This is a genomic window from Rhodoluna sp. (assembly GCF_024641065.1).
Classification (GTDB): Bacteria; Actinomycetota; Actinomycetes; order Actinomycetales; family Microbacteriaceae; genus Rhodoluna.
The window spans coordinates 158,579-185,277 of record NZ_JAHEDV010000002.1 but is presented as its reverse complement, the minus strand read 5'-3'; the positions used below and the strand labels follow the sequence as shown (position 1 = coordinate 185,277).

Sequence of the window (26,699 nt, the reverse complement as noted above, 5' to 3'; positions counted from 1 at the left end):
AACACGAGGTTCAAACATGGCAAGTCAAGACTGGTTCGACAAGGATTTCTATAAAGTCCTTGGCGTATCTAAAGACGTGTCTGAGGCTGAACTGAAGAAGGTTTATCGTAAGCTCTCTCGCCAGAATCACCCAGACACCAATCCAGGTGATGCTAAGGCCGAGGCACGTTTCAAAGAAATCAGCGAGGCCTACTCGGTTCTTTCTGATAAAAATCAGCGTGCCGAATATGACCAAATGCGCGCCATGGGCCCAGGTGCCCGCGGCGGTTTTGGCGGCGGTCAAGGCGGAGGCTTCAGCGGTGGTTTTCCGGGAGGTTTTCCGGCGGGCGGCGGCTTCGAAGATGTTTTCGCTAACCTATTCGGTGGCGGCGGTGGTCGCGGCTTCGGCCCTCAGCGTGGCTCTGACCTAACCATGAAACAAACCTTGGATTTCATCGACGGGGTCAAGGGAACCACCATCAAGGTGGCCCTTGGCAACGGCGAGCCAACCACGGTGAAGATTCCGGCCGGTGTGCAAGATGGCCAAAAGATCAAGATTGCTGGCAAGGGTCAAGCTTCACCAAACGGTGGCCCGGCGGGCGATCTGATCATTAGCCTGACCGTAAAGCCGCACCCGGTTTTCATCCGTGACGGAAACAACCTGCGCGTGACTGTGCCAATCACCTATGCCGAGGCAGTACTTGGAGCAACAATTCAGGTGCCAACTCTGGGTGGCGAACCGGTCAAACTAAAGGTTGCCCCCGGAACCCCTAATGGTCGAGTTCTGCGAGTTAAAGGCCGCGGTGTTGTGACCTCAAAGGCCGAGGGCGATCTTCTTGCCACAGTAGAAATTGCTGTGCCAAGCCATGTGAATGACAAAGCTAAAAAGGCGCTCGAAGACTTCGAAGCGCAACTGCCGAGCGAAGACCCGAGAGCAGATCTGTTGCTGAAGGCCGGACTCCTCTAGGAGGCGAAAAATGGAACAGTTCGATCAGAACACTCCGCTATTTGCAATTTCGGTTGCGGCTGAATTAGCCGTGATGCACCCACAGACCCTGCGTGATTATGACCGCATTGGGCTCGTAGTGCCAGCCAGAACCGGTGGTCAAACCCGCCGCTACACCATGCGAAACGTCGCCCAACTTCGCGAGATTGCTCGCCTGTCTAATGAAGGTGTGAGTCTTGAGGGCATCCGACGCATTTTGGAACTTGAAAACCAGAATGCTGAGCTGAACCAGCGAGTTCGAGATCTCGAGCAAGCCTTGGCAAATGAACTTATGAACCGACCTGGAGCCCGAGTATTTGCAGCGGGTGAGCAGGGTGTCGAAAGCCTCGCTAGAGGCCGCCGGCCGGCCAAACAAAATTCTGTAGTGCTGTGGAGGGCGCGATGAACAATCAAAACATGCAGGGCGAAGACCAACAGTCGGCCCTTGAAAAATATGGTGTGAACCTAACCGAGATAGCTAAGTCGGGCAAGCTCGACCCAGTTATCGGTCGTGACGCTGAAATTCGCCGCGTTTCTCAGGTGCTCAGCCGGCGCACCAAGAACAACCCGGTGCTCATTGGTGAACCTGGCGTTGGCAAGACCGCAGTGGTTGAAGGCCTGGCTCAGCGAATCATCGCGGGAGATGTGCCTGAAAGCCTCAAGGGCAAACAGCTAATCAGTCTTGACCTAGCTGCAATGGTCGCCGGTGCTAAATACCGCGGCGAATTCGAAGAGCGACTAAAAGCAGTCTTGGCTGAGATCAATGCCGCCGAGGGCCAGGTAATCACTTTTATCGACGAACTTCACACCCTGGTTGGTGCAGGTGCCGGCGATGGTCAAGATGCAGCGAACATGCTCAAGCCAATGTTGGCCCGAGGCGAGCTTCGCCTGATTGGTGCAACCACTTTGGATGAATACCGAGAGCGCATCGAAAAAGACCCAGCGCTTGAGCGACGTTTTCAGCAGGTTTATGTTGGCGAGCCGTCAGTGGTTGACACCATTGCGATTCTTCGCGGCCTAAAAGAGCGTTACGAAGCCCACCACAAAGTGGCAATCGCCGACAGCGCGCTGGTTGCTGCCGCAACGCTTTCGAACCGCTACATTCCAAGTCGTCAATTGCCAGACAAGGCCATCGACCTAATCGACGAGGCTGCTTCGCGTTTGCGCATGGAGATTGACTCGGCACCGGTTGAGATCGATGAACTTCGTCGCCAGGTAGACCGCCTGAAGCTTGAAGAACTTGCTCTTAAAAAAGAGAAAGATCAGGCTTCTAAAGAGCGTCTCGAAAAACTTCGCGAAGACCTTGCCGCCAAGACCAAAACCTTGGATGAACTAAACGAGCGCTGGGCCAAAGAGCGCGCCGAGTTGAACAAGGTTGGTGACCTAAAAACCAAGCTTGACGGTCTTCGAATTGAGGCCGACCGGGCTCAGCGAGAAGGAAACCTCGAGCGAGCATCACGCCTCCTTTACGGAGAGATTCCGGCACTTGAAAAAGAGCTGGCTGCACTTGAATCAGCCGAGGCAAATTCAGAGGCTACCGGTGTTGAGCGCATGGTCAACGATCAGGTTGGCGAAGATGACATTGCAGCTGTGGTCAGCGCCTGGACTGGCGTGCCAACCGGCCGCCTTCTTGCTGGCGAAAGTGAAAAGCTTTTGAACCTTGAGGCTGAATTGGGCAAGCGCCTGATTGGTCAAAAGGCTGCAGTCAAGTCAGTTTCTGATGCTGTTCGCCGAACCAAGGCTGGCATCAGCGATCCTGATCGCCCGACTGGCTCATTCCTGTTCCTTGGCCCAACCGGTGTTGGTAAAACCGAGCTAGCCAAGAGCTTGGCCGAATTCTTGTTTGATGACGAAAAAGCCATGGTTCGAATCGACATGAGCGAATACGGCGAGAAGCACTCGGTCTCACGTTTGCTTGGCGCCCCTCCGGGTTACATCGGTTATGAAGAAGGCGGTCAGCTAACCGAAGCTGTTCGTCGCCGCCCATACTCGGTGGTTTTGCTAGATGAGGTCGAGAAGGCTCACCCTGAAGTTTTCGACGTTCTCTTGCAGGTTCTCGATGACGGCCGCCTAACCGATGGCCAGGGTCGAGTTGTCGATTTCAAGAACGTGATTTTGATTCTTACCTCAAACCTGGGCAGCCAGTTCTTGATCGACCCAACCCTCGAGCAAGAACTAAAAACTGCCGGCGTCATGAGCGCAGTTCGCAGTCACTTCAAACCTGAGTTCTTGAACCGCTTGGATGACATCGTGATCTTCACTGCGCTTGACCGAAGTGAACTCGGCCAGATCGTTGAGCTAAACCTTGACCGTCTAACCCAGCGTTTGGCGCAGCGCCGATTGCAACTGGCAGTGACTCCCGAGGCTCGCACCTGGTTGGCTGATAAGGGCTTTGATCCGATTTACGGTGCCCGTCCGCTTCGCCGCCTGATGCAGCAGCAAATCGATGACCGTTTGGCCAACCTATTATTAGCCGGCAGCATTCATGACGGTTCGACAGTTCGGGTTGATATTGCCCCGGATGCAAGCACTCTCGTGGTAGAGCCGGCTTAGATCAACAAGGCCTAAGCCGGCCCTCACGGGCAGAAAGTTATTGGTTTTTGTTCGCATATACGAATAACCCAACAACTCTCTTGAGAGAAAAAAGCAAAACGCTAAACTTCTCCCTATGTCTGATAACAACGAGAACCGTACTTACGGCCAGGGGGCTCAAGGCGAAGCCGAGGCTCCAAGAGCATCCAAGACCAGCATTGGCACTCGTGTGCGTTATGCCTTTGACAACTCGCTATCTAGAAGCGGCGCATTTGTTGGTTATGTCTTCGTAGCACTCATCGTGCTGTCGATTCTGATGGCAATCTTTGTTGACTTCATCGCGGGCACCCCGCTGGTAAACCCAGCTCCAGAGGGCAGTTTTATTGACAAGGTTTGGGCCTCGTTCTCAATCATTCTTGACAAGGCAAAAGACGCCACTTGGGGTGGCCGCATCATCTCGATTTTCTACTGGATCATCACCACAGCAGTTACCGCTACCATCATCGGTTTCGTGGCAACCTCGGTTGGTAACGCAGTAGCCAAACTCAAGAAGGGCAAGAGCCCGGTAATCGAGTCAGGTCACACCCTGATCTTGGGTTGGTCAAACCGCGTGTTCCCAATCTTGAAAGAACTTGCTGTTGCAAACCAGAACGTGCGCAAGCCACTCGTAGTGGTTTTCTCAGACGCAGAGCGCGAAGTCATGGATGACGAGATCGCCTCTCGCGCCGGTGATTTGGGCAAGCTTCGCGTGGTTACCCGCCGTGGCGATGTAACCAACCCGGCTGACCTAAAGCGTGCCAACATTGCAGGTGCCAAGTCAGTGATAATCCTTGATTCAGACGACAAGGGCGACGCCAACGTAGTTTCAACCGTGCTTGCCGTGAAGTCGGTAAACCCGAACCCGGCTCTAAAGATTGTTGCTGAGGTTGACGACCCGCACACAGCTGAGGCACTTGAGACTGCAACCAATGGCGCAGTCATCTCGGTTCGTTCACACGATGTAATCGCTCGCGTTACCGCTCAGGCTTCACGCCAACCAGGTTTGGCTGCCGTAACTCTAGACTTGCTCGACTTTGCTGGCGACGAGATTTACTTCAACAACGTTCCTGCCCTTGCCGGCAAAACCTATGGTGACGCACTGTTGGCATTCAACACCGCTTCGGTAATCGGCTTCATCGACGACAAGGGCGTTAGACACATCAACCCAGATGCCAAGACCAAGCTCACCGCTAACAGCCGCATTGTTGCCATCGCAGAAGATGACGACAAGGTTGTTTACACCGGGGTTCGCGAAGACATCTTGAAAAAGAAGTACACCGCTGCCAAGGCTCCTGCTCGCAAGGCCGAGCACCTATTGGTTATTGGCTGGTCTTCAATGGGTCAGTCAGTGGTCGCCGAGGTTGCACAGTTTTTGCCTAAGGGCTCAACCGTTCACATCGTTGCCCAGTCAAAGTTTGTTGCTGCCGATCAGTTGGCCAACCTCAACTTTGGTTCAAACGTGAAGGTTACTCATGCTTCAGTTTCAGGCGACATCGATGAACTTATCGCTGCAGCTTCTGCAAAAAAGTACAACGAGGTAATCATCCTTGGATACCGCAACGCGATTAGCGAGAGCGAAGCCGATGCGCAGACCATGCTGACCATGTTGCAGATGAACCAGTTGTTTGCGGCTCAGGGCAATGGTGTTGAGCCAACCCGTTTGGTTGCCGAAATTCTAGACAGCCGCAAGGCCGAGCTAGCTCAGGTTGCTGCTGCTGACGATCTAGTGGTTAGCGACAACTTGGCTGCCCTACTGATTGCCCAGGTTTCTGAGAACCCAGAACTTGCACCAATCTTTGACGACCTGTTTGACGCTGAAGGTGCGTCAATCAACGTGAAGCCAATTGAGCAGTATGCCCCACTTGGCAAAGAGATTGAATATGCAGAGCTTGTTGCCATTGCTCGTGCAAATGGTGAGTCGGCAATTGGTTACCGCACCCTGGCTAACTCAAAGGGGCACGCATCAACCGGCGTAGAGCTGAACCCAGCTAAGACCGATCGCTTCAAGCCTGCTGCCGGAGATTCACTGGTTGTAGTGAGCGAGCTCTAAACCAGCAGTAATCTCTAGTTATGACTGAAACAGCCGCCGATGTGAAAACCGCATTGGCGGCTTTTTCACACCCAGACAAAGTTGGAATGTTCGAACGGTTTTTCAAGACCGGGCCTGGGGAATATGGCGAGGGAGATGTGTTTCTGGGGCTGACTGTTCCTGAAACCCGGTCAGTTTCGGTGCAATTCAAGCACCTGCCGCTTCACGAAATCGACGAGCTTTTGGCTTCGCCAATTCACGAACACCGCAGTTGCGGTTTGTTCATTATGGTCAACCGGTTTAAGAAGACCAAGACGGCGGGTGAACAACAAGAGATGTTTGATCACTACCTTCGGTTGGTTCACGAGGGTCGAGTCAATAACTGGGATCTTGTCGATGCATCGGCCCCCTATTTTGGAATGTTCTTAATTGGTCGCCCAGATTCGATGCAGCTTCTTGCGAGGCTTGCCCGAAGTGAACAGCTCTGGGAGCGCAGAGTTGCCATGTTGCTGACCTTTGCATTTATTCGTGCCGACAAGATTGGCTTTGACGCTTATGACCTCGGGCCAACAATTCACATTTCAGAGCTGCTGCTTGGCGATTCTCACGACCTAATGCACAAGGCGGTTGGCTGGATGCTTCGCGAAGCCGGCAAGCGCGATGTTGAGGTGCTTCGAGAATTTCTAGGGCGTCATGCGGCAACCATGCCAAGAACCGCGCTTAGGTATTCGATTGAAAAACTCGATGCCGAAGAACGCAAGTTCTGGCTCGAAGCTAAAAACCGCTAAACACTAAAGTCGACAACCACGGGCACGTGGTCGCTCGGTGCTTCGCCCTTGCGCTCGTTGCGGTCAATAACCGCGTTGGTAACTCCATCAGCAAAAGCCTCATTGCCAAGGATAAAGTCGATGCGCATTCCCTCATTCTTCGGGAATCGAAGTTGCTGGTAATCCCAATAGGTGTATCCCTCAGGAACCAACGGACGAACCACATCGGTCAAGCCAACCTGTTCAAAGGCTTCAAAAGCCTGGCGTTCGGCTGGGGTGACGTGGGTGGCTCCGATGAAGTCATCGATATCCCAGACATCGGTGTCTAGCGGAGCAATGTTAAAGTCACCCATCAGCGCAAGTGGCTGCTCAGGCTGGTATTCAACCCACTCGGCAACGTTGGCAGCCAAACGGTCTAGCCATTCGAGCTTGTAGTTGAAGTGCGGGTCGTCGATGGTTCGACCATTTGGCACATAGAGCGACCAAAGGCGAACGCCATTAAAAGTGGCACCAAGTGCACGGGCTTCTTCGATAGCTGGCTTGCCCTCTTTGCCAAATGCTGGCATGCCAGTGAAACCAATCTCGACTTCTTCAGCTGGAATGCGGCTTGCGAATGCCACACCATTCCACTGGTCTAGGCCATGCATCGTGATTGTGTAGCCGGCATCTTCAAATTTTTTGACCGGAAACTGCTCAGGCTTGCACTTGATTTCTTGCATGGCCAAAACATCGGTGTCTGATCGAACCAACCAGTCGACAACTCGATCAACTCGAGTGCGAATTGAATTTACGTTGTGAGTTGCAATTCGCATTAGTTGTTTTCGACCGGAATGACGTGCTCTTGGTTCATGTAGAAAGGCTCGATGATGTGGCCATCGAGGTCTTCGAAACCCCAACCGAACATGAATCCGTGGTCTTCAGGTTCTTTATAGCGTCGGGCGCCAAGCTCGAAGGCTTTTTCACAAACTGCTCGAACCTCTGCTTCTGAGTCATAGGTGATAGCGGTGATTGCCGAAACAGTCTTGTTAGTTGGGGCAATTGGCTTGTCGATAAAGCTCGCGAAGAATGGCTGCTCTAGCAGCATGATGAAGTTGAATTCGCCAACAATCATGCAGGTTGACACCTCGTTGGTGAACTGCGGGTTGAACTTGAAGCCCAGCTCGGTATAAAAATCTACTGAGCGTTTTAGCGATTGAACCGGCAGGTTTACAAACATCATCTTGGTCATGCATAAAGGTTATCTGAAGCCACCGCCGCGCTCTCGTAAACTAGAAGCATGACCTTCACTTCACCATCAAAGCCGCGTCTTGTAGAACTAATCAAAGAACTTGCTGTTGTTCACGGCAAGGTGACTTTGTCTAGCGGAATTGAGGCTGACTACTATGTTGACCTTCGTCGCGCAACCCTTCACCACGAGGCTGCCCCACTGATTGGTCAGGTAGTTCTAGACATGCTCGATGCTGCCGGCATCACAGATTTTGACGCAGTTGGCGGTCTAACCATGGGTGCCGACCCAGTGGCCACCGCAATCATGCACCAGGCTGCAGCACGTGGTCGTGCCGTTGACGCTTTTGTAGTTCGCAAGGCTGCCAAAGCTCATGGAATGGGTCGTCAGGTTGAAGGCCCATCGGTTGAAGGCAAACGCGTGATTGTGGTCGAAGACACTTCAACAACCGGAGGTTCACCACTAACCGCTGCTAAGGCACTTGAAGAAGCCGGCGCAATCATTGTTGCCGTTGCAACCGTGGTTGACCGTGACACCGGTGCCGACAAAGTTATCGGTGACGCAGGCTACAAATACCTGTCGGCTGTGAGCCTCGATGACCTCGAACTCCGCTAAAGAGAAGCGCACCAAAACTCCTTTCGTTCTCACTCAGATCTCTTCGATGCTGAGTGTGGTTTCGGGCTCGATGATTTTCATGGCCTTCCCTTGGTTGGCTATTCAAATGACCGGTTCAGCCGCAAGCGCCGGCATGATGATCGCAATCACTTCGATTCCAGGCTTGTTGCTAGCACCGGTAATCGGGTCGATCATCGACAAGTTCGGTCGTCGCAAGACCAGCATCATCATTGAGTTTTTGGCCGCCGCCAGTGTGCTCTTGATTCCACTGGCTAACAGCCTTTGGGTTATGACCCTTGCGCTGCTAATCATCATCGGCACCATTAGGTCAACGGTTGCCTCTGGAGCCGGCACCGCACGAAAGTCATTCGTGCCCGATGTTGCTCGAGTAGCAGGGCTCTCGCTTGAGCGCGCAAACTCAATTCAAGAAGCCGTTTTTGCATCTGGTTTTGCAATTGGCCCGGCACTGGCTGCGCTATTCATTGGTTGGACTGGCGTCTACAACACCTTCTACCTGATTGCGGCCATCGGCTTCATCTCAGGCTTGTTCATGATTCCGATCAAGGCTCACGAGCACAAAGAAGACCACGAAGACGAAAAGAGTCTTTTCAAATTTGCAGTCGAAGGTTTTACGGTTGTGTTCAAGACGCCATCCGTGGCAATTTTGCTTGCCGGCGTAATGACCTTGGCCATGATTTATCTGCCAACTGAGATGGTAGTTTTGCCAACCTACTTCAATGAACTTGGTGAACCGCAGCAGCTCGGAACCTTGCTTTCGGCTATGGCTGCCATGACCGTTGTTGGGTCACTCTCGTTCGAGCGTCTGGCTCGCAAATTTAGCTACAGCTCGATCTTTAGATTCGCGATTCTTGGCGTTGCGCTATCAATGGTGCCGATGTCGTTCTTGCCGCCTTATTGGGCAATGATGGTTTGCGGTTTGCTGCTCGGTGCGGCCTGGGGCCCAATGCCTCCGCTGATGAACACCGTGATTCAGCGCAAGGTTGCGCCTTCAAAGCGCGGTCGAGTGTTCAGCCTCGAGATGGTCATTTGGTCTGGTGGACCAATGCTTTCGATGGTCTTTGCGGGAATCGCGGTCGACACCTACGGTGTTCCGGTGGTTTATAAAGTGCTTGCCGCAATGGTGCTCACGGCGGGAATATTGGTCACTTCTTCAAAATATATGAAGCAAATTAATACCGCCGACTACCAGGACTAATCATGACAACCATCGATGAATACAACTCGGCACTAACCGGCGATCAAGCTGCGATAGCCGAGCTACTTCGAGCAGAGATCGATGCCAAACTGCCGCAGGCAACTAGCAAGCTTTGGCACGGTGCACCGGTTTGGTTCATCGGCGAGAACCCGGTGGTTGGTTATTCAACCAAAAAAGTTGGCATGTATTTGCTGTTCTGGAACGGCATAAATTTTGGCGAGGAACAACTCTCAAAAGTTGGTAATTTCTTTTCTGCCGAAAAGCGCTACGCGAGCGTTGATGAAATTAACTCGGATGACCTGCACCGCTGGCTGAAGCTCAGCACCGAATTGGTCTGGGATTCAGTTGCGTTCATGCGCGAGCGTCGCGCCAAAAAGAACTAGTCGGCCGCCAAGAATAAACCCGGCCACCCCGCTGGCTTGGCTTAGATCAGGTCGGCTACCGAACTGAGAATCTCAGTCGGGCGGAACGGGTACTTAGCGATTTCAGCGTCGTCTGCGATTCCGGTCAAAACCAAAACTGTGTGCAAGCCGGCTTCGATTCCTGCAACCACATCAGTGTCCATGCGGTCACCGATCATGCCGGTTGACTCTGAGTGTGCGCCAATCTTTCTCATTGCACTGCGGAACATCATTGGGTTTGGCTTGCCAACGATATAAGGCTCCATGCCGGTTGCCTTGGTTAGCAGGGCGGCCACCGAACCGGTTGCCGGCAGCGGGCCGTCGGCTGAGGGGCCGGTTGCATCTGGGTTGGTAGCAATAAAACGAGCGCCGCCATTGATAAGACGAACAGCCTTGGCCAACATTTCAAAGTTGAAGTTTCGGGTCTCGCCAAGAACTACATAGTCGGGGTTCTGGTCGGTCTGCACATAACCAATGTCGTGAAGCGCCTGGGTCATGCCGGTCTCGCCGATTACATATGCGCTGCCGTTTGGCTTCTGCTTGTCTAGAAAAGCTGCGGTGGCGAGAGCCGAAGTCCAGATGCGGTCTTCAGGAACATTGAGGCCACCGGCTTGCAATCGAGCTGCAAGGTCTCGCGGGGTATAAATCGAGTTGTTAGTCAACACCAAGAACGGGGTCTCTTCGGCCTGCCACTTAGCGATGAGCTCAGCGGCTCCGGGTAGCACATGGCCTTCGTGCACAAGCACGCCATCCATGTCGGTGAGCCAAGAAGTGATTTTGCTGCGATCTGCCATGGGTCAAGGCTAACAGAGGGGCAAACCAAGGCTCGGTGGTGTTCGCTTAGGGTTAATCTGTGCAAAAAAGAATTAACAAAGAGACTTTGGGTGGCATTGCGCTCATCAGCGCCGCTGTGGTCGCCCTGATCTGGGCAAACTCGCCATTGGCTTCAGCCTACGAAGCCATGATTCACCTCGAATGGATCAAGGGCATCGCCATTTTTGCATTCTTCTTTAGCATCGGCATCGAGCTTCGTCACGAAATTCAACACGGCTCGCTACGCAGCGCACGAAGTGCCATTGTTCCGATTTTTGCTGCCATCGGCGGCATGACCGTTCCGGTTTTGATCTACTCAGCTTTCAACGCTGGGCTGCCGACCTCTGCTGGCTGGGGTGTTCCAATGAGCACGGATGTCGCATTCGCGCTGGCGGTCTTTGCAATTGCCGGAAGCTTCTTGCCAAAAGCTATTCGCACTTTTGTGCTGACCGTTGCAGTTGTCGATGACTCTTTGACGATTTTGATGATCGCGCTATTTTTCGCTTCTTCGTTCCACATGCTTTCGCTGGTCTCACTTGCTGGAGTAGTACTCGGAATCTTCATGCCCAAGGGCGAGAAGATTTTGCCAAAGCTTCAGCCATCCGTGGCATTTATTGCATTGCCGATTTTTGCGTTGTTCTCAGCCGGCGTGAATCTGGCCAACATCAACTTTGATGATTTCTCAACCTCAGCAATCACCATCGGCATCTTGGTGGCAATGATTGTCGGAAAGCCGCTTGGCGTTCTGGGCACAACTTTCTTGGTCACTAAAACCGGTCTCGGAAAACTGCCAGAGCAGATCAAATGGGCTGACCTGTTGCCGACCGGACTTCTCTTTGGAATGTGTTTCACCGTTGCACTTTTGATGAGCGAGCTGTCTTTTGGCGAATCGATTGTTGAACACTCAACGGCAAACCTAAGCGTGTTTATTGGCTCAACCGTGGCTGCGCTTCTGGCTACCCTCGCCCTAACTTTTAGAAAGCGCGCCCATGCAAAACACTGAGCCAAATCAGGGTGCACCAGCCGGCAGCCCTGGCGAAGCATCACCAGAACAAACCACTTGGGGCGTTGGGCCTTGGGAGGGCGAGTGGCCAGCCGACGCTGGCACCCCAGATGAGCCAAACCCAGATTCAATTCTTGACCCAGAGTTGCTGCTAAACGGTGACACCCGAAACGTTCTCGACAAGTTTCGCTACTGGAAGATGGAGGCGATTGTTGCTGAGCTCGATACCCGACGCAATAAATATCACGTAGCCATCGAAAACTGGCAGCACGATCTAAACATCGGTTCAATCGTTCGCACGGCTAACGCGTTTTTGGCATCCGAGGTTCACATCATCGGCAATCGTCGATGGAATCGCCGCGGCGCGATGGTGACCGACCGCTACCAACACGTAAGTCATCACCCAACCGTTGAAGAGTTTGTTGAATGGGCCAAGACCGGTGGCACCGATGGCGCCGCGATTCCGATCATCGCGATCGACAATGTGCCGGGTTGCAAAAAGATCGAAGAGTATTCGCTGCCTGAAGAGTGCGTTCTGCTGTTTGGTCAAGAGGGCCCGGGTTTGAGCGAGGCTGCTATCGAGGCTGCCGAGGTTGTTCTTGAGATTACCCAGTTTGGTTCAACCCGATCTATCAACGCTTCGGCTGCTGCTGCCATCACAATGCACTGCTGGGTTGAAGAGCACGTTTTCAAGCGCCGCTAGTCTGAGGGCCATTCTCTCGATAAACTTAGATGTACGCCATCGCGTACGACTCCAGATTCAAACTTAGGGGTATGTCATGCCTGCAGTAGTGATTATTGGTGCGCAGTGGGGCGACGAAGGCAAGGGTAAAGCTACCGACCTTCTTGCAGAGCACATCGACTACGTCGTCAAGTTCAATGGCGGAAACAACGCTGGTCACACCGTGGTCATCGGCAACGAGAAGTATGCACTTCACCTTCTTCCTTCAGGCATTCTGACCCCAGGTGTCATCCCAGTTATTTCAAATGGTGTGGTCATTGACCTTGAGGTTTTGTTCCACGAGATCGAGGCATTGAATGCCCGCGGCATCGACACCTCACGCCTTCGCGTTTCTGCAAACGCACACGTAATCACTTCATACAACGTCACCGTTGACAAGGTTTCAGAGCGCTTCTTGGGCAAGCGCGCAATCGGCACCACCGGTCGCGGCATCGGCCCTACCTACGCCGACAAGATCAACCGCGTTGGCATTCGCATTCAAGACCTATTCGACGAGAGCATTCTTCGCCAAAAGGTTGAGGCTGCTTTGGTTGCTAAGAACAACTTGCTGACAAAGGTTTATAACCGCGCTGCCATCAAGGTTGACGAGGTCGTTGCCGAGCTGCTTTCATACGCCGAGCGCATTCGCCCAATGGTGGCCGACACCGCGCTTGAGCTTTATGAAGCCATCGACGGCGGCAAGACTGTTCTGTTCGAGGGTGGCCAGGCAACCATGCTTGACGTTGACCACGGAACCTACCCGTTTGTAACTTCTTCAAACTCAACCGCCGGTGGCGCTTCAACCGGTTCTGGCATTGGCCCAGGCGAGTTCAAGACCGTTATCGGAATCGTCAAGGCTTACACCACCCGCGTTGGTGCTGGCCCGTTCCCAACCGAGCTATTCGACGCATCAGGCGAGTTCTTGCGCGCAACGGGTTTTGAGTTCGGAACCACCACCGGTCGCCCACGTCGCTGCGGTTGGTATGACGCACCGATCGCTCGCTACTCAGCGCGCATCAATGGTGTTACCGACTTTGTTTTGACCAAGCTAGACGTGCTTACCGGCCTAAAAGAGATTCCGGTTTGTGTGGCTTACGAGGTTGATGGCAAGCGCTTCGACGAGATGCCAGTTTCGCAGACTGATTTTCACCACGCTAAGCCGGTTTATGAGACCTACCCTGGCTGGGATGAAGACATCACTGGTTGCCGTACTTTCGAAGACCTACCTAAGAACGCTCAAGACTACGTTCTAATGCTTGAGCGCATCAGCGGTGCCCGCATCTCGGCTATCGGCGTTGGCCCAGGCCGCGACGCAATCGTGGTTCGTCACGACATGTTGGCTGGCAAGTAGCCGCTACTTATAGCGTTGGCTCCAAGCCACGGATGTAAGAATCACGGCTGCGGCTATCCAAGTAATTGGCGAGACCGCGTGGTGCAAGACCAAAATCGACAGCACCATGGTGACCACCGGTTGAATCAACTGCAACTGTGATGCTTTGACCAGACCAATTGTGTGCAGGCCTTGGTTGAGCAAGAAGTTGCCAATCAAGATCGAGAACAAGCTCGCATAAAGGTAGCCAAACCATGCGCTCGCGGTTGGTGCTTCAGTAATCGGATTAATTGACCAGTTAACCAATGCGATCGGCAATTGCACCGGAATTGAAATCAACACCGCCCAGCTAAGCACGCTAAAGGCACTGTATTTTGCCACCAGGGCTGAACCCGAGATGTGGCCTATAGATGCTGCGAGAGCGGCAGCGCCCAAGAGCATATAGCCCCAGAATTCGCCGCCACCAAAACTTGAGCCGCCTCTGAAATAAGCAAGTGCCATTGCGGCCATAGTTCCGAGTGCTGCAGCCAACCAAAACATTCGTTTTGGCTTCTTGTGGCCGATGATTACCGCGATGGTTCCGGTGACCAATGGAGTCACTGAGCCGATCACGCCGGCGTCGGCAGCTGGCACGGTTTGTAGCGCCAGCGTTGAAAGCAAAGGAAACCCAATCACCACGCCTAGCGAAGAGCCAAGAATCAGAGGGTAGGCATCCTTGGGTGGCAGCAGGGGTTGTTTCATAAGTTTGAGACCAATAATTGCCAGGATGCTTGCCGGAATCACGCGACCCATGCTCATAGTGATTGGGTCAAAGCTTTCAGCGCCCAGAGTAACTGCGATGAAAGTTCCACCGAAGCCAAAAATGGCAATCAGTGAATAGGTGTAGGCGCGAAGTTTGGTCACTATAGAAGTATGTCATTACAAATGAAAGCCCCCACCAAACTGGCGGGGGCTTTCATGGGGGATTGCCGCTAGATTAGCCGCGAACCACGCTGATTTCGTGGGTTAGAGCCTCAAGCTCTGCACCACCAGCCATGGCCTTGGTCAACTCTTCAAGCTGCACATTGTCGCGCTCAAAGCGGTTCAACATGCGGCCACGGTTTAGAAGATAGAAACGGTCTCCAACCAAGAAAGCGTGGTGAGGGTTGTGAGTAATAAACACAACTGAAACACCGCGGTCCTTAGCAGCAAGGATGTACTTCAAAACGATTCCAGACTGGCGAACACCAAGCGCTGAAGTTGGCTCATCCAAGATAAGAACATTCGCACCGAAGTAAACCGAGCGAGCGATAGCAACTGACTGACGCTCACCACCCGAAAGGGTTCCGATTGGCTGGTTTACATCGCGAAGGTCGATACCCATTGCGAGCAACTGCTCTTTGGTGATTTCTTTCATCTTCTTTACGTTCAAGAATTTGAACGGGCCGAAGCCAGAGCGAATCTCGTTGCCCAAGAAGAAGTTTCGCCATACCGACATCAAAGGAATTGTGGCCAAGTCCTGGAAGACGGTTGCGATTCCGTTTGCGAGTGCATCACGAGGTGACTCGAAGACGGCAGCATTGCCGGCAACGTTGAATTCACCCTTTGACTGCTTGTGAACACCGCTAAGAATCTTGATCAGGGTTGACTTACCGGCACCGTTGTCACCAAGAACACAGGTAACTGAGCCCTTAGCAACCTCGAGGGTAACGCCCTGAAGAGCAAGAACGCTTCCGAAGCTCTTCTCAACGTTTTTTAGTTCTAGTGCGTTTACTTCTTTGGTCATTTTTTGCCACCCTTTGCCTTACGGCCGATGTAAGTGTTGATCATTACTGCAGTGAAAAGGATGATTCCTAGGAAGGTAGATGTCCAGTCGCTGTCCCAGCGAGAGAACGGAATACCGATGTAGGCCATACCCATGATGAGTGCACCGATTGAAGCACCGATGGCAGAACCTGCACCACCGGTAAGCAAGGTGCCACCAACTGCAGCGGCGATGATGTAGTAGAACTCTTGGCCAACACCCTGACCAGCCTGCATGCCGCGAAGGCGCAGAACGAACATGACGCCAACCAATGCAGCTGCAACCGCAGTGGTTACGAAGAGCATGATCTTGGTGCGGTCAACTGGAACACCTGCGTTGCGAGCCGCGTTTGCGTCCCCACCAACAGCGAAGATCCAGTTGCCGAAGCGGGTGCGGGTTAGAACGAAGGTCGCTACAACGGTGATTACTACCCACCAAATCAGCGAAATCTGAAAGCCAGACTCGCCAATCTTTGAAGCAAAAATTGCTTCAGCAGTGTCGAAACCAGCAGCCTTGTCGGTTCCGGTTACACGAACCGAACCAGAAACCAACTTGGTGTAAGCCATGTTGGCACCTTTCAAGACAAAGAAGGTAGCCAGGGTCACGATGAATGAAGGCAACTTGGTCTTCACAACTACATAACCGTTGATGAAACCCACCAGTGCTGCGAAGGCTAGTGCAATCGCGATGGCTGACCAGATGTCAAGGTGCCACTCGGTGACCAAGAGGCCTACTAGAAGACCGGTGGTTCCCACCATTACACCGGTAGAAAGGTCGAACTCTCCGGCGATCATTAGAAGTGCTACGGCGATACCGACGATACCGATTGGTGCTGCGATGTCGGTCCAGCCAGCAATACCGCCAGCGTTAGCAAAGTTTCCGGTGGTGTCAGTGGTTGCAAAAAGAATGAAGATTGCGACTGCACCCAGGAATGCTCCGAATTCGGGTCTGCGCAGAACTTTGGTGATGAGACCTGCGTTTTTAACGCGCTCATCCACAGTTGACGACTTTGTCATTTGATACCTAACTTGTGTTGTTTCTAAGACTTTATGTTTGTGCCTCTAGTTAGAAGCAGAGTGGCGGGTTAGGAAAAACCCTAACCCGCCACTGTTAGAACTGGCTAGAGACTAGCGGGTTCCTGCTGCTACTAGTTCCTTGACTACTGCTACGTTGTCGGCGGTTACGAAACCAGGACCGGTGTAGATAGGAAGGCCACCACCAAGCTCGTGAGCGTTGGTTAGGTTTAGGTACAAAAGAACTACTGACATGTAGCCCTGTGCGTACTGCTGCTGGTCGATAGCGAATGACATGGTGCCAGCCTCGATTGCGTCAAGCGCCTCAGGTGACATGTCTACGGTACCGATCTTCAACTCAACGCCAGCTGCCTGAGCTGCAGGAAGAGCAGCCTTAGCTGCGATGTCTGCGTTCAAAGCGAAGATAGCGTCGATGGTTGGGTCAGCAGCCAAAGCAGCCTGTAGCTTTGCAGCTGCAGCGCTTAGGTCAGCAAGACCACCATCAAGGTTGAAGTTCTCAGCCTTACCGGTGAAGGTTTCAGCTAGACCCTTGCAACGGTCCTCAAGACCAACGTTTGCTGCCTCTTGGATTGGGCACAATACGTGCTTTACACCTAGAGCGTTGAAACGAAGACCAGCTTCGCGACCTGCAACAACTTCATCCTGGCCAACGTGAGTGAATGCACCTAGGTCCTTGAATACTGCAGAGCCTGAGTTCATGGTTACGGTTGGAATTCCAGCATCGTGTGCAGTAAGCATTGCTGACTTGATTGCCTCTGGGTCTGGTGCTGATGCTGCGATGCCGTCGCAACCAGCTGCGGTTCCAGCTTCGATTGTTGCTGCCTGCTTTGCTGCATCGTTGGTTGAACCCTGGTAGTCAAGCTCTACGCCTAGGTCAGCTGCTGCTGCCTCGGCACCCTTCTGAGCTACTGACCAGAAGCTACCGCCATCACCGTGTGTGTAAACACAGATCTTCAGGTCTGAACCTGCTGCGGTTGGTTCTGCGGCTGGAGCCGATGCACAACCCGCAAGGGTTAGAGCGGCTACAGCAGCAAGTGCTGCATATTTCTTGAATGACATTACTTACCTCTCGTCGTTGAGTTTCATGTAGATCAGCTCACGGATAAATTCACCCATAATCTGTCAATTGACAGTATGTCAACACAAATAGAAATATTTGGACCGTTCCACGATTTCGTTATCGAACCGAAATCTATCGCTGCGTCGGTGCTAGCCTTTTAGACAGTCCAATTGGACAAGTACAAAAAGCAAACTTCTTTAGGGGAATCCGTGGCACTGAACAAGCGACCAACTATTCGCGATGTCGCAGCTGAAGCTGGCGTCTCTAAGTCGTTGGTTTCACTAGTGTTCTCAAGCGAGACCGGTGTTAGCCAAGAGCGCCGCGATAAAGTCATGGCCGCGGCTAAGAAGCTTGGATTTACCCCAAACCTTTGGGCGCGCTCTCTTTCATCTGGGTCTGGTGACTTTGTCGCGTTGATTGTCGCCGACTTGCACAACCCGCTGTTCACCGAGATCGCAGACTTCACTCGCAAGGCTTTGCTCGAACGCGGAATCAACACATATATGGCGGCAGCCGTAATTAGTGAGCGCAATGGTCGCAAGACTCTTGAACCGTCAACCGTTAGTTCGGTGTTAGACCTTCGCCCAAAGAGCATCATGATCGTGGGCGGTCTGCCTGACTACAAGGCATTGAAAAATGTGCCAGCTTCTGTGCCTGTGATTATGGCCACGGGTATTGCAACCCAGTTGCCTAAAGCGATCACCGTGCGAAGTGACGACAACGAGGGCATGCGCCTGGTTGTGAAGCACCTGAAGAGTTTGGGCCACAACCGCATTGCCTACATCGGCCCAAGAGACGAAGCGGTGTCGATTCTTCGTGAGGCGGCCTATGAGCGCGCAATGCTTGATGCCGGCCTAGCAAAGTCGATTCGTGTCGAAGAGTGTGACCGCACTGAAGCTGGCGGCTATTCGGCGGCAAAGCTCTTGTTGAGTACCAAAGAAAAGCCAACGGCAATTGTCTCGTTCAACGACATCATTGCCATAGGCGCCCAAGATGCCGTTGATCAAAACCTTGAAGCCGGCGGCAAAAAAGTTGCTCTAACCGGGTATGACAATGTGTACATTGCCGCATTGAGCAAAGTGTCGCTGACTTCTGTAGAGCAAGAAAAAGAAGCAATCGCCCACAAAGCGGCTGAGCTTTTGGCAGACCTTGACCTAGCTGAAGAATTCAAGGGCCAAGAGATTCTCCTACTGCCGCGACTGGCGGTACGTGATTCGACAACGACGGCATCTGCAAAATAATTCGTCAGATTGATTTGACAACTGGAATTTTGTCCACAAAAATTGGACCGTTCCATTATGAAAGAAGGATTCAATGGCGATTCCAGTAACTAAGACCGTCGGTGTCGGCCTCATCAGCGTCGGATGGATGGGCAAGGTGCATTCTCGCGCTTACCAGGCGCTACCGATTGTTTACCCAGAATTGGGAATCAAGCCTCGCTTGATCATTGCTGCTGACACCTCCCAAGAACGTGCCGACTACGCTCGCGATGTTCTTGGTTATGAGCGTTCAACCCTTGATTACACGGATGTCTTGAACGACCCGGAGGTCGACGTAGTTTCAATCTGTGCACCAAACTTCTTACACGCCGAAATCGGAATCGCAGCAGCGAAAGCCGGCAAGGCCTTCTGGATTGAGAAGCCTGTTGGGCGCGGGGCAGAAGAAACCGAGTCAGTTGAGTCAGCTGCAGTCGAAGCCGGGGTAGTCAGCACCATCGGATTCAACTATCGTCACGCCCCGGCGGTTGAACACATCAAGAAATTGGTTGCCGATGGTTCTCTCGGCCAAATCACAAATCTTCGTGGAACCTTCTTTGCTGACTATTCATCAGAGCCAAACGGAGCGCTGTCATGGCGATTCATCCGTGGCTTAGCTGGCAGCGGAGTGCTTGGAGACCTAATGGGCCATCTGGTTGACCTAGTTCAATACATGGTCGGCCCGATTGCCGAGGTTTCAGGTTTCACCAAGACTGTCTACACCGAACGGCCAGTTTTGCAGATGGGCCAGGGAACTCACTTTGACGTTATAGAAGGCGGCGAACGTAAGCCAGTTGAGAACGAAGACTACGCGGGAATGTTGATTCGCCTTAGTGACAACGCAGTGGCTGCGGGCGCAATCGGAACGCTTGAAGCATCACGTGTTTCAGTTGGGCCTCGTGCAAGTTACAACTTTGAAATCTATGGCACCGAGGGTTCAGTCAAATGGGACTTCGAGCGCATGAATGAACTTGAGGTGGCCATTGGCCGCAAGGGAAACCACCTTGGCTACCAGCGAATCATGGTGGGCCCTGGGTTCGGCGACTTCGACCACTTTCACCCAGGCGCCGGCACCGGAATGGGCTATGACGATCTCAAGGTAATCGAAGCAAAGAAGTTTTTGCTCGCCTACTTGGGTGAAGAGGCAAAGAACTCAAACATCCATGATGCAGTTTCAGCTGCCCGAGTGTGCTCGGCGGTCGAAGAGTCTATGCAGTCCAAGCAGTGGGTGCCCATCGCGCCAAGCAAAAACTCAACAGCAGCAATACGCGCAGAAAGAAAAAACTAATGAGCTCAGCAACCGTAAAAATCGCCGGCGCACCTATCTCTTGGGGTGTTTGTGAAGTTCCAGGATGGGGTCACCAGATGAGCCCAGAGCGTGTGCTTCAAGAGATGGCCGAACTTGGCTTGGGAGCAACAGAATTTGGTCCTCTCGGTTTTCTCCCGGTTGAGCCTGCCGAGCGAGCAGAAGTTCTCGCCGCCCACGGAATGGAAGCCGTTGGAGGCTTCTTTCCGATTGTGATGCACCAGGCAGATTATGACCCGCTGCCAATAATCTTGAAAGAACTTGAAAGCTATGCTGCGGCTGGGGCCAAGACGTTGGTTTTGTCTGCTGACACCGGTCTAGACGGCTATGACACCAAGCGCCCAGAGCTTGATGAAGCCGGATGGAATGTGTTTTTCACGAACCTGAATCGCATTCAAGTCGCTGCTGCCGCGCAGGGTGTAAAAGCAGTGCTTCACCCTCACGTTGGCACCATGGTTGAGACCAAGGCAGACGTAATGGCTGTGCTTGAAGGCTCTAACATCGACTTCTGCCTAGACACCGGTCACATGATTATTGGTGGCACCGACCCTGTTGAGTTTGCAGCTAAGTATGCAAAGCGTGTTGCACACTCACACCTCAAGGATGTAAACCTGGCAATCGCTAACCGCGTTCAGTCAGGCGAGATCACTTATTACCAGGGAATCCTTGAAGGAATGTATGTGCCACTGGGCACCGGTGACGTTGATGTGCGTTCAATCGTGCGCAACTTAATTCAATCTGGCTTCGACGGCTGGTTCGTGCTTGAGCAAGACAATGTGATTAATGGAGAGCCCGAAGCAGGCCAAGGTCCATTCGCTGAAGCAAAACAAAGCGTTGATTTCATCAGATCAGTAGCGAAAGAGCTCGAAGAGGAGTAGAAATAGAAAAGGTCACAAACCCCAGTGACCTACAAGCTCCAAATCCCCATCTTGAAACAGAAGTGCCGGCCTCGAAGTTGAGACCGGCACTTTTGCTTTTCGAAAGGTGACAGAGAAGCTTTATTTGTTTAGATCTACCTTGACCGACTTGCCAGTGGTAGCTGATTCTTGAGCTGCATCAGCCAAGATCAGAGCCGCACGACCGTCTTCGAAGGTAGGGTTTAGAACTTCACCAGATTCAATGCTCGTGATGAACTGCTCTAGTTCGTTGCTGTAGGCGAAGGCATAGCGCTCCAAGAAGAACTCCATGTATGGGTTTCGAGCTTCAACAACCTTGTTGGTGTAGAGCTTCACAGTGGTTGGCGCAACGTTCTCGGCGAACAAGGCGCCATCGCTACCAAATGCCTCAAGGCGCTGGTCATAACCAAATGCGCTGTGACGTGAGTTGATGATGGTAATTAGCTCGCCGCCCTCGCCTTTGAGAGTCACAACAACGCTGTCAAAGTCGCCAATTTCACGGATTTCGTCGCTGAATGAGTTTGCGCCTACGGCCGAAACTTCAACGATGTTTGGCACAAAGAAACGGGCCATGTCGAAGTCATGAATTGTCATGTCTCTGAAGATGCCGCCCGAAACCTCTAGGTAAGCCTTTGGAGCCGGGGCTGGGTCGCGACTGATGATGGTGACCTGCTCTAGATTGCCAATGTCGCCAGCTGCAACGCGCTTCTGAATCTCGGCGAACTGCTGGTCGAAGCGTCGGTTGAAGCCAAGTGCAATCTTGATGTTTGCGGCTTTTGCCTTGGCGCGCAAAGAGTTGACGCGGTTGATGTCTAGGTCAATTGGCTTCTCGCACAGCACGTGAACACCAGCATCGATCGCAGCGCTGATCAAGTCAATGTGGGTTGAGGTAGGTGAGGCAACGATTACCGCGTCAACTTCGCCAGAGGCAAAAACAGCAGCTGGGTCGTTGGTTGCCTTGCCGCCATACTGAGCAGCGGTCTTTTCGGCACCTTCAACAAAAACGTCGCAAACCCAGGTGAGTTCTGCGTTTGCAGAAGCTGCCACGGTGGCTGCGTGAACCTGACCGATGCGGCCGGTGCCAATCAAACCAATACGTACTTTGTTGCTCATAGGGACTCCCTTGTCTCTGTTCTAAATCTTTGAGTCAAAAACTTTAATAGCGCGACTTCTCGCCGTTGAAAGAAAAATCTACACTAAAAAGAATGGACCGTTCCAACTTTACGCAATAAGTTCAATGACAAACCAAGAAATTGCTAAAATGTATTAACAAAAGCATCGGCTTAGACAAAGGAGTCGCCATGAACACAAGACCAGACCGCAACCTCGGAATGGAATTGGTGCGAGCCACCGAAGCAGCTGCGATTAAGGCCAGCGCTTTCATCGGCCGTGGCGACAAAAACGCAGCTGATAAAGCAGCCGTAGATGCCATGCGTGAATTTCTTTCAACCGTAGACTTCGCCGGCACTGTCGTAATTGGCGAGGGCGAAAAAGACGAAGCCCCAATGCTCTTCAACGGCGAGGTCGTCGGAAACCTGAACGGCCCAGAGTGCGATGTTGCAGTCGATCCGGTTGACGGAACATCCGTTACCGCTGCCGGCCGCGCACACGCTATCTCAGTTATCGCAGTAGCCGACCGCGGGTCAATGTATAACCCTCAAGATGTTTTTTACATGGATAAGCTCGTCACCGTCGCAGCCGGAAAAGGCGCGGTAAGCCTTGACCAGACGGTTGAAGAAAACGTTCGTGAACTTGCCAAAGCTCTGAAGAAAGATGTGAGCGACATCACAGTTGCCATGATCGACCGACCTCGTCACGTGCCGCTTCAAGAAGCCGTTCGTCGCGCTGGTGGCCGCACCCGCTTGTTCCTCGACGGCGATGTTGCTGCCGGAATTCACGCCGTTACCGGAGACGGAAACATCGACATGCTTCTTGGTGTCGGTGGTGCTCCAGAAGGAACCATCACCGCTTGCGCAACTAAGGCACTGGGCGGTTTCATGCAGGGTCGAATCAGCCCGCAGTCTGCGCCCGAAATGCAAAAAGCAATTGCCGCCGGGCACGACCTCACCAGAATATTTGAAATGGATGACTTGGTAGCGAGCGACAACACCTACTTTGTTGCCACCGGAGTCACCGACGGTTTGCTACTTAACGGTGTTCAAAAGAACGGTCAATACCTAACCACCGACAGCATCATTCTTCGAGCCCGATCAGGCACCATTCGCCGCGTGAAAGCCGACTACTTGGCTTCACGCTGGCGCTAAATTTTTCTGGTCGATTTTCTGACCACTAGGTCTGGCTTCAAGAGCACTACTTTAGGCGTGGCCTTTTTGGGCTCATTTGCGCGCTCAAGAATCAAAGTTGCCGCATTTCGCCCAATAGCTATACCCATGTCATCAACTGATGAGAGCTTGAGCATGAAATTGCTTGAAATAGGTGCGTTGTCATAGCCGACAACCGAGACATCCTTGGGCACTGAAAGATTTTGTTCTTTGAGGGCTGAGATCGCACCGGCCGCCATGTAGTCGTTTGCCGCGTAAATTGCAGTGAACTTTTCGCCCGAGGCAAGCAGCTCTTTAGCGCCCAGGTAGCCGCCAATTTCAGTAGTCGGCTGCGAGTGGCCAAAAACCACGGGTTTGAATCCGCGTGATTTCATTTGCTTCACATATGAGTTGCGACGGTTTGCAGCGATGCCGCCAACACCGGTTAGGTGGGCAATGTTGCGGTGACCCAAACCAGAAAGGTGCTCGAGAACCAGGCGGGTACCTTCGCTGTCGTCAGAAGAGACCAGGTCTGAGCCCTCGATCAAAGTCTCGCGACCGCCGATCATCACAGTTGGAATGTTTAGATTTTTGGTGCGCAAGCCAGCGGGTTCGGCAATGAACACGATGCCCTCAACCTCCATCGAGACAAATGCGTCAACCGGGTCTTCAGAAAAATTGGGGCTTCGGTGAATGTCAGAAATAATCACCTGATAGCCGGCGTCGTCGAGAACTTCGCGCAGACCTTTGAGCACGTTTACGAAAGACAGGTTTTTATAGTCGGTGATGAGCACGCCAACCGAGCGAGTTTTGTGGCTGGCCAATTGCTGCGCATAGCGGCTAGGTCGGTAGTTCAGTTTTTTGATTGCTGCCAACACAGCATCACGGCGTGGTTCAGACACCGAAGGGTCGTCGCGCATAACCAGCGAGACCAAAGATTTAGAAACGCCAGCTACAGCCGCGACATCGTAGATGGTCGGCTTTTTAGGCGCTTTGTTGGTCTCAGACATGATTTCTCCAATCTAGCGGAGCGCTCCAAAAATAACACTTTGTTATTACAAAATAACGTTTCAATAAAGTTCCACAAATCTAGATTGCTTCCTGCTACTTTTAGTGGAGCGCTCCATAATGGAGCGCTCCAGCAGGATTCTCAAAGGAGAGAAACACATGACCATCGGTGTTGCCGTAATCGGTGCAGGTATGGCAGGTCGCGCTCACGCAGCCGCCTACCGCGCAGCTACTTCGCTATATGACTCAAACTTGCCACCAGTTAGATTGGTCTCGATTGGCGATGTAATGCCTCAGTTCGGCCAGCAGGCCGCTGACCGATTTGGCTACGAGCGCACCGACTCTGACTGGCGTCGAATTGCCGATGACCCAAACATCCATGCTGTTTCGGTTGTGGTTGCAAACCACCTACACCGTGAGATCGTTGAAGGCCTATTGGCTGCCGGAAAGCATGTGCTGTGCGAGAAGCCACTTAGCGACACCCTTGATGACGCACGAGCAATGGTCGCAGCCGCAGACAACGCAAAGTCAGTTGCTCGCATCGGTCTAACCTTTCTGCGTAACCCAGCAATCGCAGCAATTCAAAAGATCATCTCTTCAGGCCAGCTAGGTGAGGTTCTTCACTTCAGCGGAAACTACTGGGCCGACTATTCTTCAGACCCAATGTCTCCAATGGCATGGCGCTACAAGGGTGGCCCAGGCACCGGCGCACTAGCTGATGTTGGCTCACACATTTCTTATGTAGCCGAATTCATCACAGGAAAACCATTCGCTTCGGTTTCGGGTGCACGCTTTGTTACTTCGATCAAAGAACGTCCAGTTGCTACCGGCGCAGTTCAAGGCCACTCTGGTGCAACAGTCTCAGACAAAATGGAGGCCGTTGAGAACGACGACTATGCAGGCTTCATCGCAGACTTCGGCGGAGTTGCCGGAGCAATCGAAGTATCACGTGTTGCCGCTGGCCACCCAACCTCTCTAGAGTTCGAGGTTTACTGTGAGAAGGGTGCCGCAAGATTCACCCAGGCTCGAAACGGTGAATTCCAGCTGGTTCTGAACGAAGACCCATATGGTCAGCGTGGTTTCCGAACCATTCAGGTTGGCCCATCACACCCTTACATCGCTGGCGGTCTGCCGGTTGATGCGCCGGGAGTAAACGTAGGCCAAAATGACCAGTTCTTCTTCCAGAACCGTGCATTCCTTCAAGAAGTAGCCGGTCTTCCTGAGACCGATGCCCTGCCATTCTGTCCAGACTTCCGTGACGGCCTTCACAACATGGAGGTCATCGAAGCAGTAATCCAGTCAGGTAAGGCGCACGGTGCAAACGTTGCAGTGCCTGCTTCAACCCCGAGCTATCTAAAGGCAGGAAAGTAATCATGAAGTTCGGTCTATACAACGCGATCCTTCACGACCGCAGCCTGCCAGAGGCAATCAAAGTTATTGGTGACCTAGGTCTAACCACTATCGAGCTAAACACCGGCGGCTTCTTGCCAGCAGTGCACGTTCCAACCATGGATGAAATTCTTGTCAGCGATTCGGCTCGTGACGACTTTCTAGCAATCTTTGAGGGAACCGGCGTTGAGATCGGTGGCTTGAACTGCAACGGAAACCCACTGCACCCAAACAAAGTAATTGGTGACAAGCACGGAGAAGACGTTAAGCGTTCAATCCGTCTTGCCGGCCGACTAGGCCAGACTCGCGTGGTGACCATGTCGGGTCTGCCTGGTGGTGAACCAGGGGCTAAGTACCCTAACTGGATCGTAAATGCTTGGAACTCGGCATACCTTGATGTTCTTGAGTACCAGTGGGGTGTAGCAGCTGAGTACTGGTCAGAAGTAGACAAGCTTGCAGTTGACAACGGCGTAAAGGTGGCTCTTGAGCTTCACCCACAGAACCTAGTCTTCAACCCATCGTCAATGCGTGAACTGGTTGAGCGCGCGGGCACCACCAACATCGGCGTTGAGCTAGACGCCTCACACTTGTTCTGGCAGCAGATGGATCCAATTGCGGTTGTTCGCGACTTGGGCTCACTGGTTGTTCACGCAGCTGCCAAGGATGTTCGGGTTAACCCGCACGCCGCCATCGAGGGCGTTCTAGACAACAGCTTTAGACGCCTTAGCCCAGATGAGAATCGCACCAACCTTGGTGGCGACGAGTGGGTTAACGAATGGCCTAAGAACTCGGCTTGGGACTTTGTTGCCCTGGGTCGCGGACACGACACCGCTTATTGGGCTGAGTTCATCAAGGCTCTAAACGAGGTCGATCCAAACATGGTTCTCAACATTGAGCACGAAGATGTGTCGCTAGGGCGCATTGAGGGCATCGAAGTTGCGGCCAAGGTCTTGCTCGACGCAGCAAAGATCGCCGGAATCTAAATAAAAAACTTCGGGCGAGAGATCGCACGAGATACGCCAGAGATCACCTGGAGTAATCAAACAAAGGA

At 52.7% G+C, this 26,699-nt stretch carries 26 protein-coding genes; 17 read left to right on the top strand and 9 right to left on the bottom strand.

Going from position 1 to position 26,699, the window contains the following annotated elements; translation table 11 throughout:
- The first annotated feature begins 16 nt into the window (after window positions 1–16).
- From Q0L26_RS03025 to Q0L26_RS03005, 5 genes are all read left to right on the top strand, one after another.
- A complete protein-coding gene (locus Q0L26_RS03025; RefSeq protein ID WP_296647178.1) occupies window positions 17–946 on the top strand; it encodes a DnaJ C-terminal domain-containing protein in 930 nt (309 codons plus the stop codon).
- A 10-nt stretch (window positions 947–956) separates the two neighbouring features.
- On the top strand, window positions 957–1,370 hold the full coding sequence (locus Q0L26_RS03020) for a MerR family transcriptional regulator (RefSeq protein ID WP_296647175.1): 414 nt from the start codon (window positions 957–959) through the stop codon (window positions 1,368–1,370).
- The gene (locus Q0L26_RS03015; RefSeq protein ID WP_296647174.1) at window positions 1,367–3,517 is read left to right on the top strand and encodes an AAA family ATPase; all 2,151 of its coding nucleotides are present in this window, start codon (window positions 1,367–1,369) and stop codon (window positions 3,515–3,517) included. The genes Q0L26_RS03020 and Q0L26_RS03015 overlap by 4 nt, the downstream gene beginning before the upstream one ends.
- A gap of 115 nt (window positions 3,518–3,632) precedes the next feature.
- Complete coding sequence (locus Q0L26_RS03010) at window positions 3,633–5,585, top strand: NAD-binding protein (protein WP_296647171.1); 1,953 nt, start codon at window positions 3,633–3,635, stop codon at window positions 5,583–5,585.
- 20 nt (window positions 5,586–5,605) lie between these two features.
- The gene (locus Q0L26_RS03005) at window positions 5,606–6,352 is read left to right on the top strand and encodes a DNA alkylation repair protein (RefSeq protein WP_296647169.1); all 747 of its coding nucleotides are present in this window, start codon (window positions 5,606–5,608) and stop codon (window positions 6,350–6,352) included.
- Here Q0L26_RS03005 and Q0L26_RS03000 read toward each other — a convergent pair.
- Window positions 6,349–7,143, bottom strand: coding sequence for an exodeoxyribonuclease III (locus Q0L26_RS03000; protein WP_296647167.1), 795 nt, complete (start codon window positions 7,141–7,143; stop codon window positions 6,349–6,351). The genes Q0L26_RS03005 and Q0L26_RS03000 overlap by 4 nt on opposite strands.
- Window positions 7,143–7,559, bottom strand: coding sequence for a VOC family protein (locus Q0L26_RS02995; RefSeq protein WP_296647165.1), 417 nt, complete (start codon window positions 7,557–7,559; stop codon window positions 7,143–7,145). The genes Q0L26_RS03000 and Q0L26_RS02995 overlap by 1 nt, the downstream gene beginning before the upstream one ends.
- A gap of 48 nt (window positions 7,560–7,607) precedes the next feature.
- Here Q0L26_RS02995 and pyrE point away from each other — a divergent pair, with 48 nt between their 5' ends.
- Genes pyrE through Q0L26_RS02980 form a run of 3 tightly spaced genes read left to right on the top strand, consistent with a single transcriptional unit; the run spans window position 7,608 to window position 9,770 of the window.
- Entirely contained in the window at window positions 7,608–8,171 is a 564-nt protein-coding gene (gene pyrE / locus Q0L26_RS02990) for an orotate phosphoribosyltransferase (protein ID WP_296647162.1), read from the top strand.
- Window positions 8,152–9,387, top strand: a complete 1,236-nt coding sequence (locus Q0L26_RS02985; protein ID WP_296647159.1) for an MFS transporter — start codon at window positions 8,152–8,154, stop codon at window positions 9,385–9,387. Before pyrE ends, Q0L26_RS02985 begins: the two co-directional genes overlap by 20 nt.
- A gap of 2 nt (window positions 9,388–9,389) precedes the next feature.
- Window positions 9,390–9,770 (top strand): hypothetical protein, encoded by a 381-nt coding sequence (locus tag Q0L26_RS02980; RefSeq protein ID WP_296647156.1) that lies wholly within the window; start codon window positions 9,390–9,392, stop codon window positions 9,768–9,770.
- A gap of 41 nt (window positions 9,771–9,811) precedes the next feature.
- Here the strand turns inward: Q0L26_RS02980 and Q0L26_RS02975 are convergent, their stop codons facing one another.
- Window positions 9,812–10,582, bottom strand: coding sequence for an HAD-IIA family hydrolase (locus tag Q0L26_RS02975; protein ID WP_296647153.1), 771 nt, complete (start codon window positions 10,580–10,582; stop codon window positions 9,812–9,814).
- Between the two features lie 59 nt (window positions 10,583–10,641).
- Here Q0L26_RS02975 and Q0L26_RS02970 point away from each other — a divergent pair, with 59 nt between their 5' ends.
- The 3 genes from Q0L26_RS02970 to Q0L26_RS02960 all read left to right on the top strand — a co-directional run bounded on the left by Q0L26_RS02970 (window position 10,642) and on the right by Q0L26_RS02960 (window position 13,676).
- Window positions 10,642–11,604 carry a Na+/H+ antiporter NhaA gene (locus tag Q0L26_RS02970; RefSeq protein WP_296647151.1) on the top strand — a complete coding sequence of 321 codons (963 nt, stop codon included), beginning with the start codon at window positions 10,642–10,644 and terminating at the stop codon, window positions 11,602–11,604.
- A complete protein-coding gene (locus tag Q0L26_RS02965; protein ID WP_296647148.1) occupies window positions 11,591–12,307 on the top strand; it encodes a TrmH family RNA methyltransferase in 717 nt (238 codons plus the stop codon). The genes Q0L26_RS02970 and Q0L26_RS02965 overlap by 14 nt, the downstream gene beginning before the upstream one ends.
- A 76-nt stretch (window positions 12,308–12,383) precedes the next feature.
- Complete coding sequence (locus tag Q0L26_RS02960) at window positions 12,384–13,676, top strand: adenylosuccinate synthase (RefSeq protein WP_296647146.1); 1,293 nt, start codon at window positions 12,384–12,386, stop codon at window positions 13,674–13,676.
- Window positions 13,677–13,679: 3 nt separating this feature from the next.
- Here the strand turns inward: Q0L26_RS02960 and Q0L26_RS02955 are convergent, their stop codons facing one another.
- From Q0L26_RS02955 to Q0L26_RS02940, 4 genes are all read right to left on the bottom strand, one after another.
- A complete protein-coding gene (locus Q0L26_RS02955) occupies window positions 13,680–14,558 on the bottom strand; it encodes an EamA family transporter (protein ID WP_296647143.1) in 879 nt (292 codons plus the stop codon).
- A 73-nt stretch (window positions 14,559–14,631) separates the two neighbouring features.
- Window positions 14,632–15,420: an ATP-binding cassette domain-containing protein gene (locus Q0L26_RS02950; RefSeq protein ID WP_296647141.1), complete on the bottom strand. Its 789-nt coding sequence runs from the start codon at window positions 15,418–15,420 to the stop codon at window positions 14,632–14,634.
- Window positions 15,417–16,454, bottom strand: coding sequence for an ABC transporter permease (locus Q0L26_RS02945; RefSeq protein WP_296647139.1), 1,038 nt, complete (start codon window positions 16,452–16,454; stop codon window positions 15,417–15,419). Before Q0L26_RS02945 ends, Q0L26_RS02950 begins: the two co-directional genes overlap by 4 nt.
- Before the next feature lie 111 nt (window positions 16,455–16,565).
- Window positions 16,566–17,531 (bottom strand): substrate-binding domain-containing protein, encoded by a 966-nt coding sequence (locus tag Q0L26_RS02940; protein WP_296647137.1) that lies wholly within the window; start codon window positions 17,529–17,531, stop codon window positions 16,566–16,568.
- A gap of 210 nt (window positions 17,532–17,741) precedes the next feature.
- On the opposite strand from Q0L26_RS02940, the gene Q0L26_RS02935 reads away from it, so the two are divergent.
- From Q0L26_RS02935 to Q0L26_RS02925, 3 genes are all read left to right on the top strand, one after another.
- A complete protein-coding gene (locus Q0L26_RS02935; protein WP_296647135.1) occupies window positions 17,742–18,773 on the top strand; it encodes a LacI family DNA-binding transcriptional regulator in 1,032 nt (343 codons plus the stop codon).
- A 73-nt stretch (window positions 18,774–18,846) separates the two neighbouring features.
- Complete coding sequence (locus Q0L26_RS02930) at window positions 18,847–20,076, top strand: Gfo/Idh/MocA family oxidoreductase (RefSeq protein ID WP_296647133.1); 1,230 nt, start codon at window positions 18,847–18,849, stop codon at window positions 20,074–20,076.
- The gene (locus tag Q0L26_RS02925; protein WP_296647131.1) at window positions 20,076–20,972 is read left to right on the top strand and encodes a sugar phosphate isomerase/epimerase; all 897 of its coding nucleotides are present in this window, start codon (window positions 20,076–20,078) and stop codon (window positions 20,970–20,972) included. Before Q0L26_RS02930 ends, Q0L26_RS02925 begins: the two co-directional genes overlap by 1 nt.
- Before the next feature lie 120 nt (window positions 20,973–21,092).
- On the opposite strand, the gene iolG is transcribed toward Q0L26_RS02925, so the two are convergent.
- A complete protein-coding gene (gene iolG, locus Q0L26_RS02920; RefSeq protein WP_296647129.1) occupies window positions 21,093–22,103 on the bottom strand; it encodes an inositol 2-dehydrogenase in 1,011 nt (336 codons plus the stop codon).
- A gap of 188 nt (window positions 22,104–22,291) precedes the next feature.
- Between iolG and glpX the strand changes: the two genes are divergently transcribed.
- Complete coding sequence (gene glpX / locus Q0L26_RS02915) at window positions 22,292–23,254, top strand: class II fructose-bisphosphatase (RefSeq protein WP_296647126.1); 963 nt, start codon at window positions 22,292–22,294, stop codon at window positions 23,252–23,254.
- Here the strand turns inward: glpX and Q0L26_RS02910 are convergent.
- Window positions 23,251–24,261, bottom strand: a complete 1,011-nt coding sequence (locus Q0L26_RS02910) for a LacI family DNA-binding transcriptional regulator (protein ID WP_296647125.1) — start codon at window positions 24,259–24,261, stop codon at window positions 23,251–23,253. The two genes, glpX and Q0L26_RS02910, sit on opposite strands and share 4 nt — an antisense overlap.
- A 157-nt stretch (window positions 24,262–24,418) precedes the next feature.
- On the opposite strand from Q0L26_RS02910, the gene Q0L26_RS02905 reads away from it, so the two are divergent.
- Window positions 24,419–25,630 carry a Gfo/Idh/MocA family oxidoreductase gene (locus Q0L26_RS02905; protein WP_296647124.1) on the top strand — a complete coding sequence of 404 codons (1,212 nt, stop codon included), beginning with the start codon at window positions 24,419–24,421 and terminating at the stop codon, window positions 25,628–25,630.
- A 2-nt stretch (window positions 25,631–25,632) separates the two neighbouring features.
- Complete coding sequence (locus tag Q0L26_RS02900) at window positions 25,633–26,631, top strand: sugar phosphate isomerase/epimerase (protein WP_296647121.1); 999 nt, start codon at window positions 25,633–25,635, stop codon at window positions 26,629–26,631.
- Window positions 26,632–26,699 lie beyond the last annotated feature (68 nt).

What these genes read in the sequence shown, in the direction of transcription:
- glpX (WP_296647126.1), top strand. Translation starts at nt 22,292, where the DNA reads ATGAACACAAGACCAGACCGCAACCTCGGAATGGAATTGGTGCGAGCC.
- Q0L26_RS02965 (WP_296647148.1), top strand. Translation starts at nt 11,591, where the DNA reads ATGCAAAACACTGAGCCAAATCAGGGTGCACCAGCCGGCAGCCCTGGC.
- iolG (WP_296647129.1), bottom strand. Translation starts at nt 22,103, where the DNA reads ATGAGCAACAAAGTACGTATTGGTTTGATTGGCACCGGCCGCATCGGT.
- Q0L26_RS02905 (WP_296647124.1), top strand. Translation starts at nt 24,419, where the DNA reads ATGACCATCGGTGTTGCCGTAATCGGTGCAGGTATGGCAGGTCGCGCT.
- Q0L26_RS02995 (WP_296647165.1), bottom strand. Translation starts at nt 7,559, where the DNA reads ATGACCAAGATGATGTTTGTAAACCTGCCGGTTCAATCGCTAAAACGC.
- Q0L26_RS03000 (WP_296647167.1), bottom strand. Translation starts at nt 7,143, where the DNA reads ATGCGAATTGCAACTCACAACGTAAATTCAATTCGCACTCGAGTTGAT.
- Q0L26_RS02950 (WP_296647141.1), bottom strand. Translation starts at nt 15,420, where the DNA reads ATGACCAAAGAAGTAAACGCACTAGAACTAAAAAACGTTGAGAAGAGC.
- Q0L26_RS02985 (WP_296647159.1), top strand. Translation starts at nt 8,152, where the DNA reads ATGACCTCGAACTCCGCTAAAGAGAAGCGCACCAAAACTCCTTTCGTT.
- Q0L26_RS03025 (WP_296647178.1), top strand. Translation starts at nt 17, where the DNA reads ATGGCAAGTCAAGACTGGTTCGACAAGGATTTCTATAAAGTCCTTGGC.
- Q0L26_RS02980 (WP_296647156.1), top strand. Translation starts at nt 9,390, where the DNA reads ATGACAACCATCGATGAATACAACTCGGCACTAACCGGCGATCAAGCT.
- Q0L26_RS02940 (WP_296647137.1), bottom strand. Translation starts at nt 17,531, where the DNA reads ATGTCATTCAAGAAATATGCAGCACTTGCTGCTGTAGCCGCTCTAACC.
- Q0L26_RS02900 (WP_296647121.1), top strand. Translation starts at nt 25,633, where the DNA reads ATGAAGTTCGGTCTATACAACGCGATCCTTCACGACCGCAGCCTGCCA.
- Q0L26_RS02975 (WP_296647153.1), bottom strand. Translation starts at nt 10,582, where the DNA reads ATGGCAGATCGCAGCAAAATCACTTCTTGGCTCACCGACATGGATGGC.
- Q0L26_RS03005 (WP_296647169.1), top strand. Translation starts at nt 5,606, where the DNA reads ATGACTGAAACAGCCGCCGATGTGAAAACCGCATTGGCGGCTTTTTCA.
- Q0L26_RS02945 (WP_296647139.1), bottom strand. Translation starts at nt 16,454, where the DNA reads ATGACAAAGTCGTCAACTGTGGATGAGCGCGTTAAAAACGCAGGTCTC.
- Q0L26_RS03020 (WP_296647175.1), top strand. Translation starts at nt 957, where the DNA reads ATGGAACAGTTCGATCAGAACACTCCGCTATTTGCAATTTCGGTTGCG.
- Q0L26_RS03015 (WP_296647174.1), top strand. Translation starts at nt 1,367, where the DNA reads ATGAACAATCAAAACATGCAGGGCGAAGACCAACAGTCGGCCCTTGAA.
- Q0L26_RS02925 (WP_296647131.1), top strand. Translation starts at nt 20,076, where the DNA reads ATGAGCTCAGCAACCGTAAAAATCGCCGGCGCACCTATCTCTTGGGGT.
- Q0L26_RS02910 (WP_296647125.1), bottom strand. Translation starts at nt 24,261, where the DNA reads ATGTCTGAGACCAACAAAGCGCCTAAAAAGCCGACCATCTACGATGTC.
- Q0L26_RS03010 (WP_296647171.1), top strand. Translation starts at nt 3,633, where the DNA reads ATGTCTGATAACAACGAGAACCGTACTTACGGCCAGGGGGCTCAAGGC.
- pyrE (WP_296647162.1), top strand. Translation starts at nt 7,608, where the DNA reads ATGACCTTCACTTCACCATCAAAGCCGCGTCTTGTAGAACTAATCAAA.
- Q0L26_RS02930 (WP_296647133.1), top strand. Translation starts at nt 18,847, where the DNA reads ATGGCGATTCCAGTAACTAAGACCGTCGGTGTCGGCCTCATCAGCGTC.
- Q0L26_RS02960 (WP_296647146.1), top strand. Translation starts at nt 12,384, where the DNA reads ATGCCTGCAGTAGTGATTATTGGTGCGCAGTGGGGCGACGAAGGCAAG.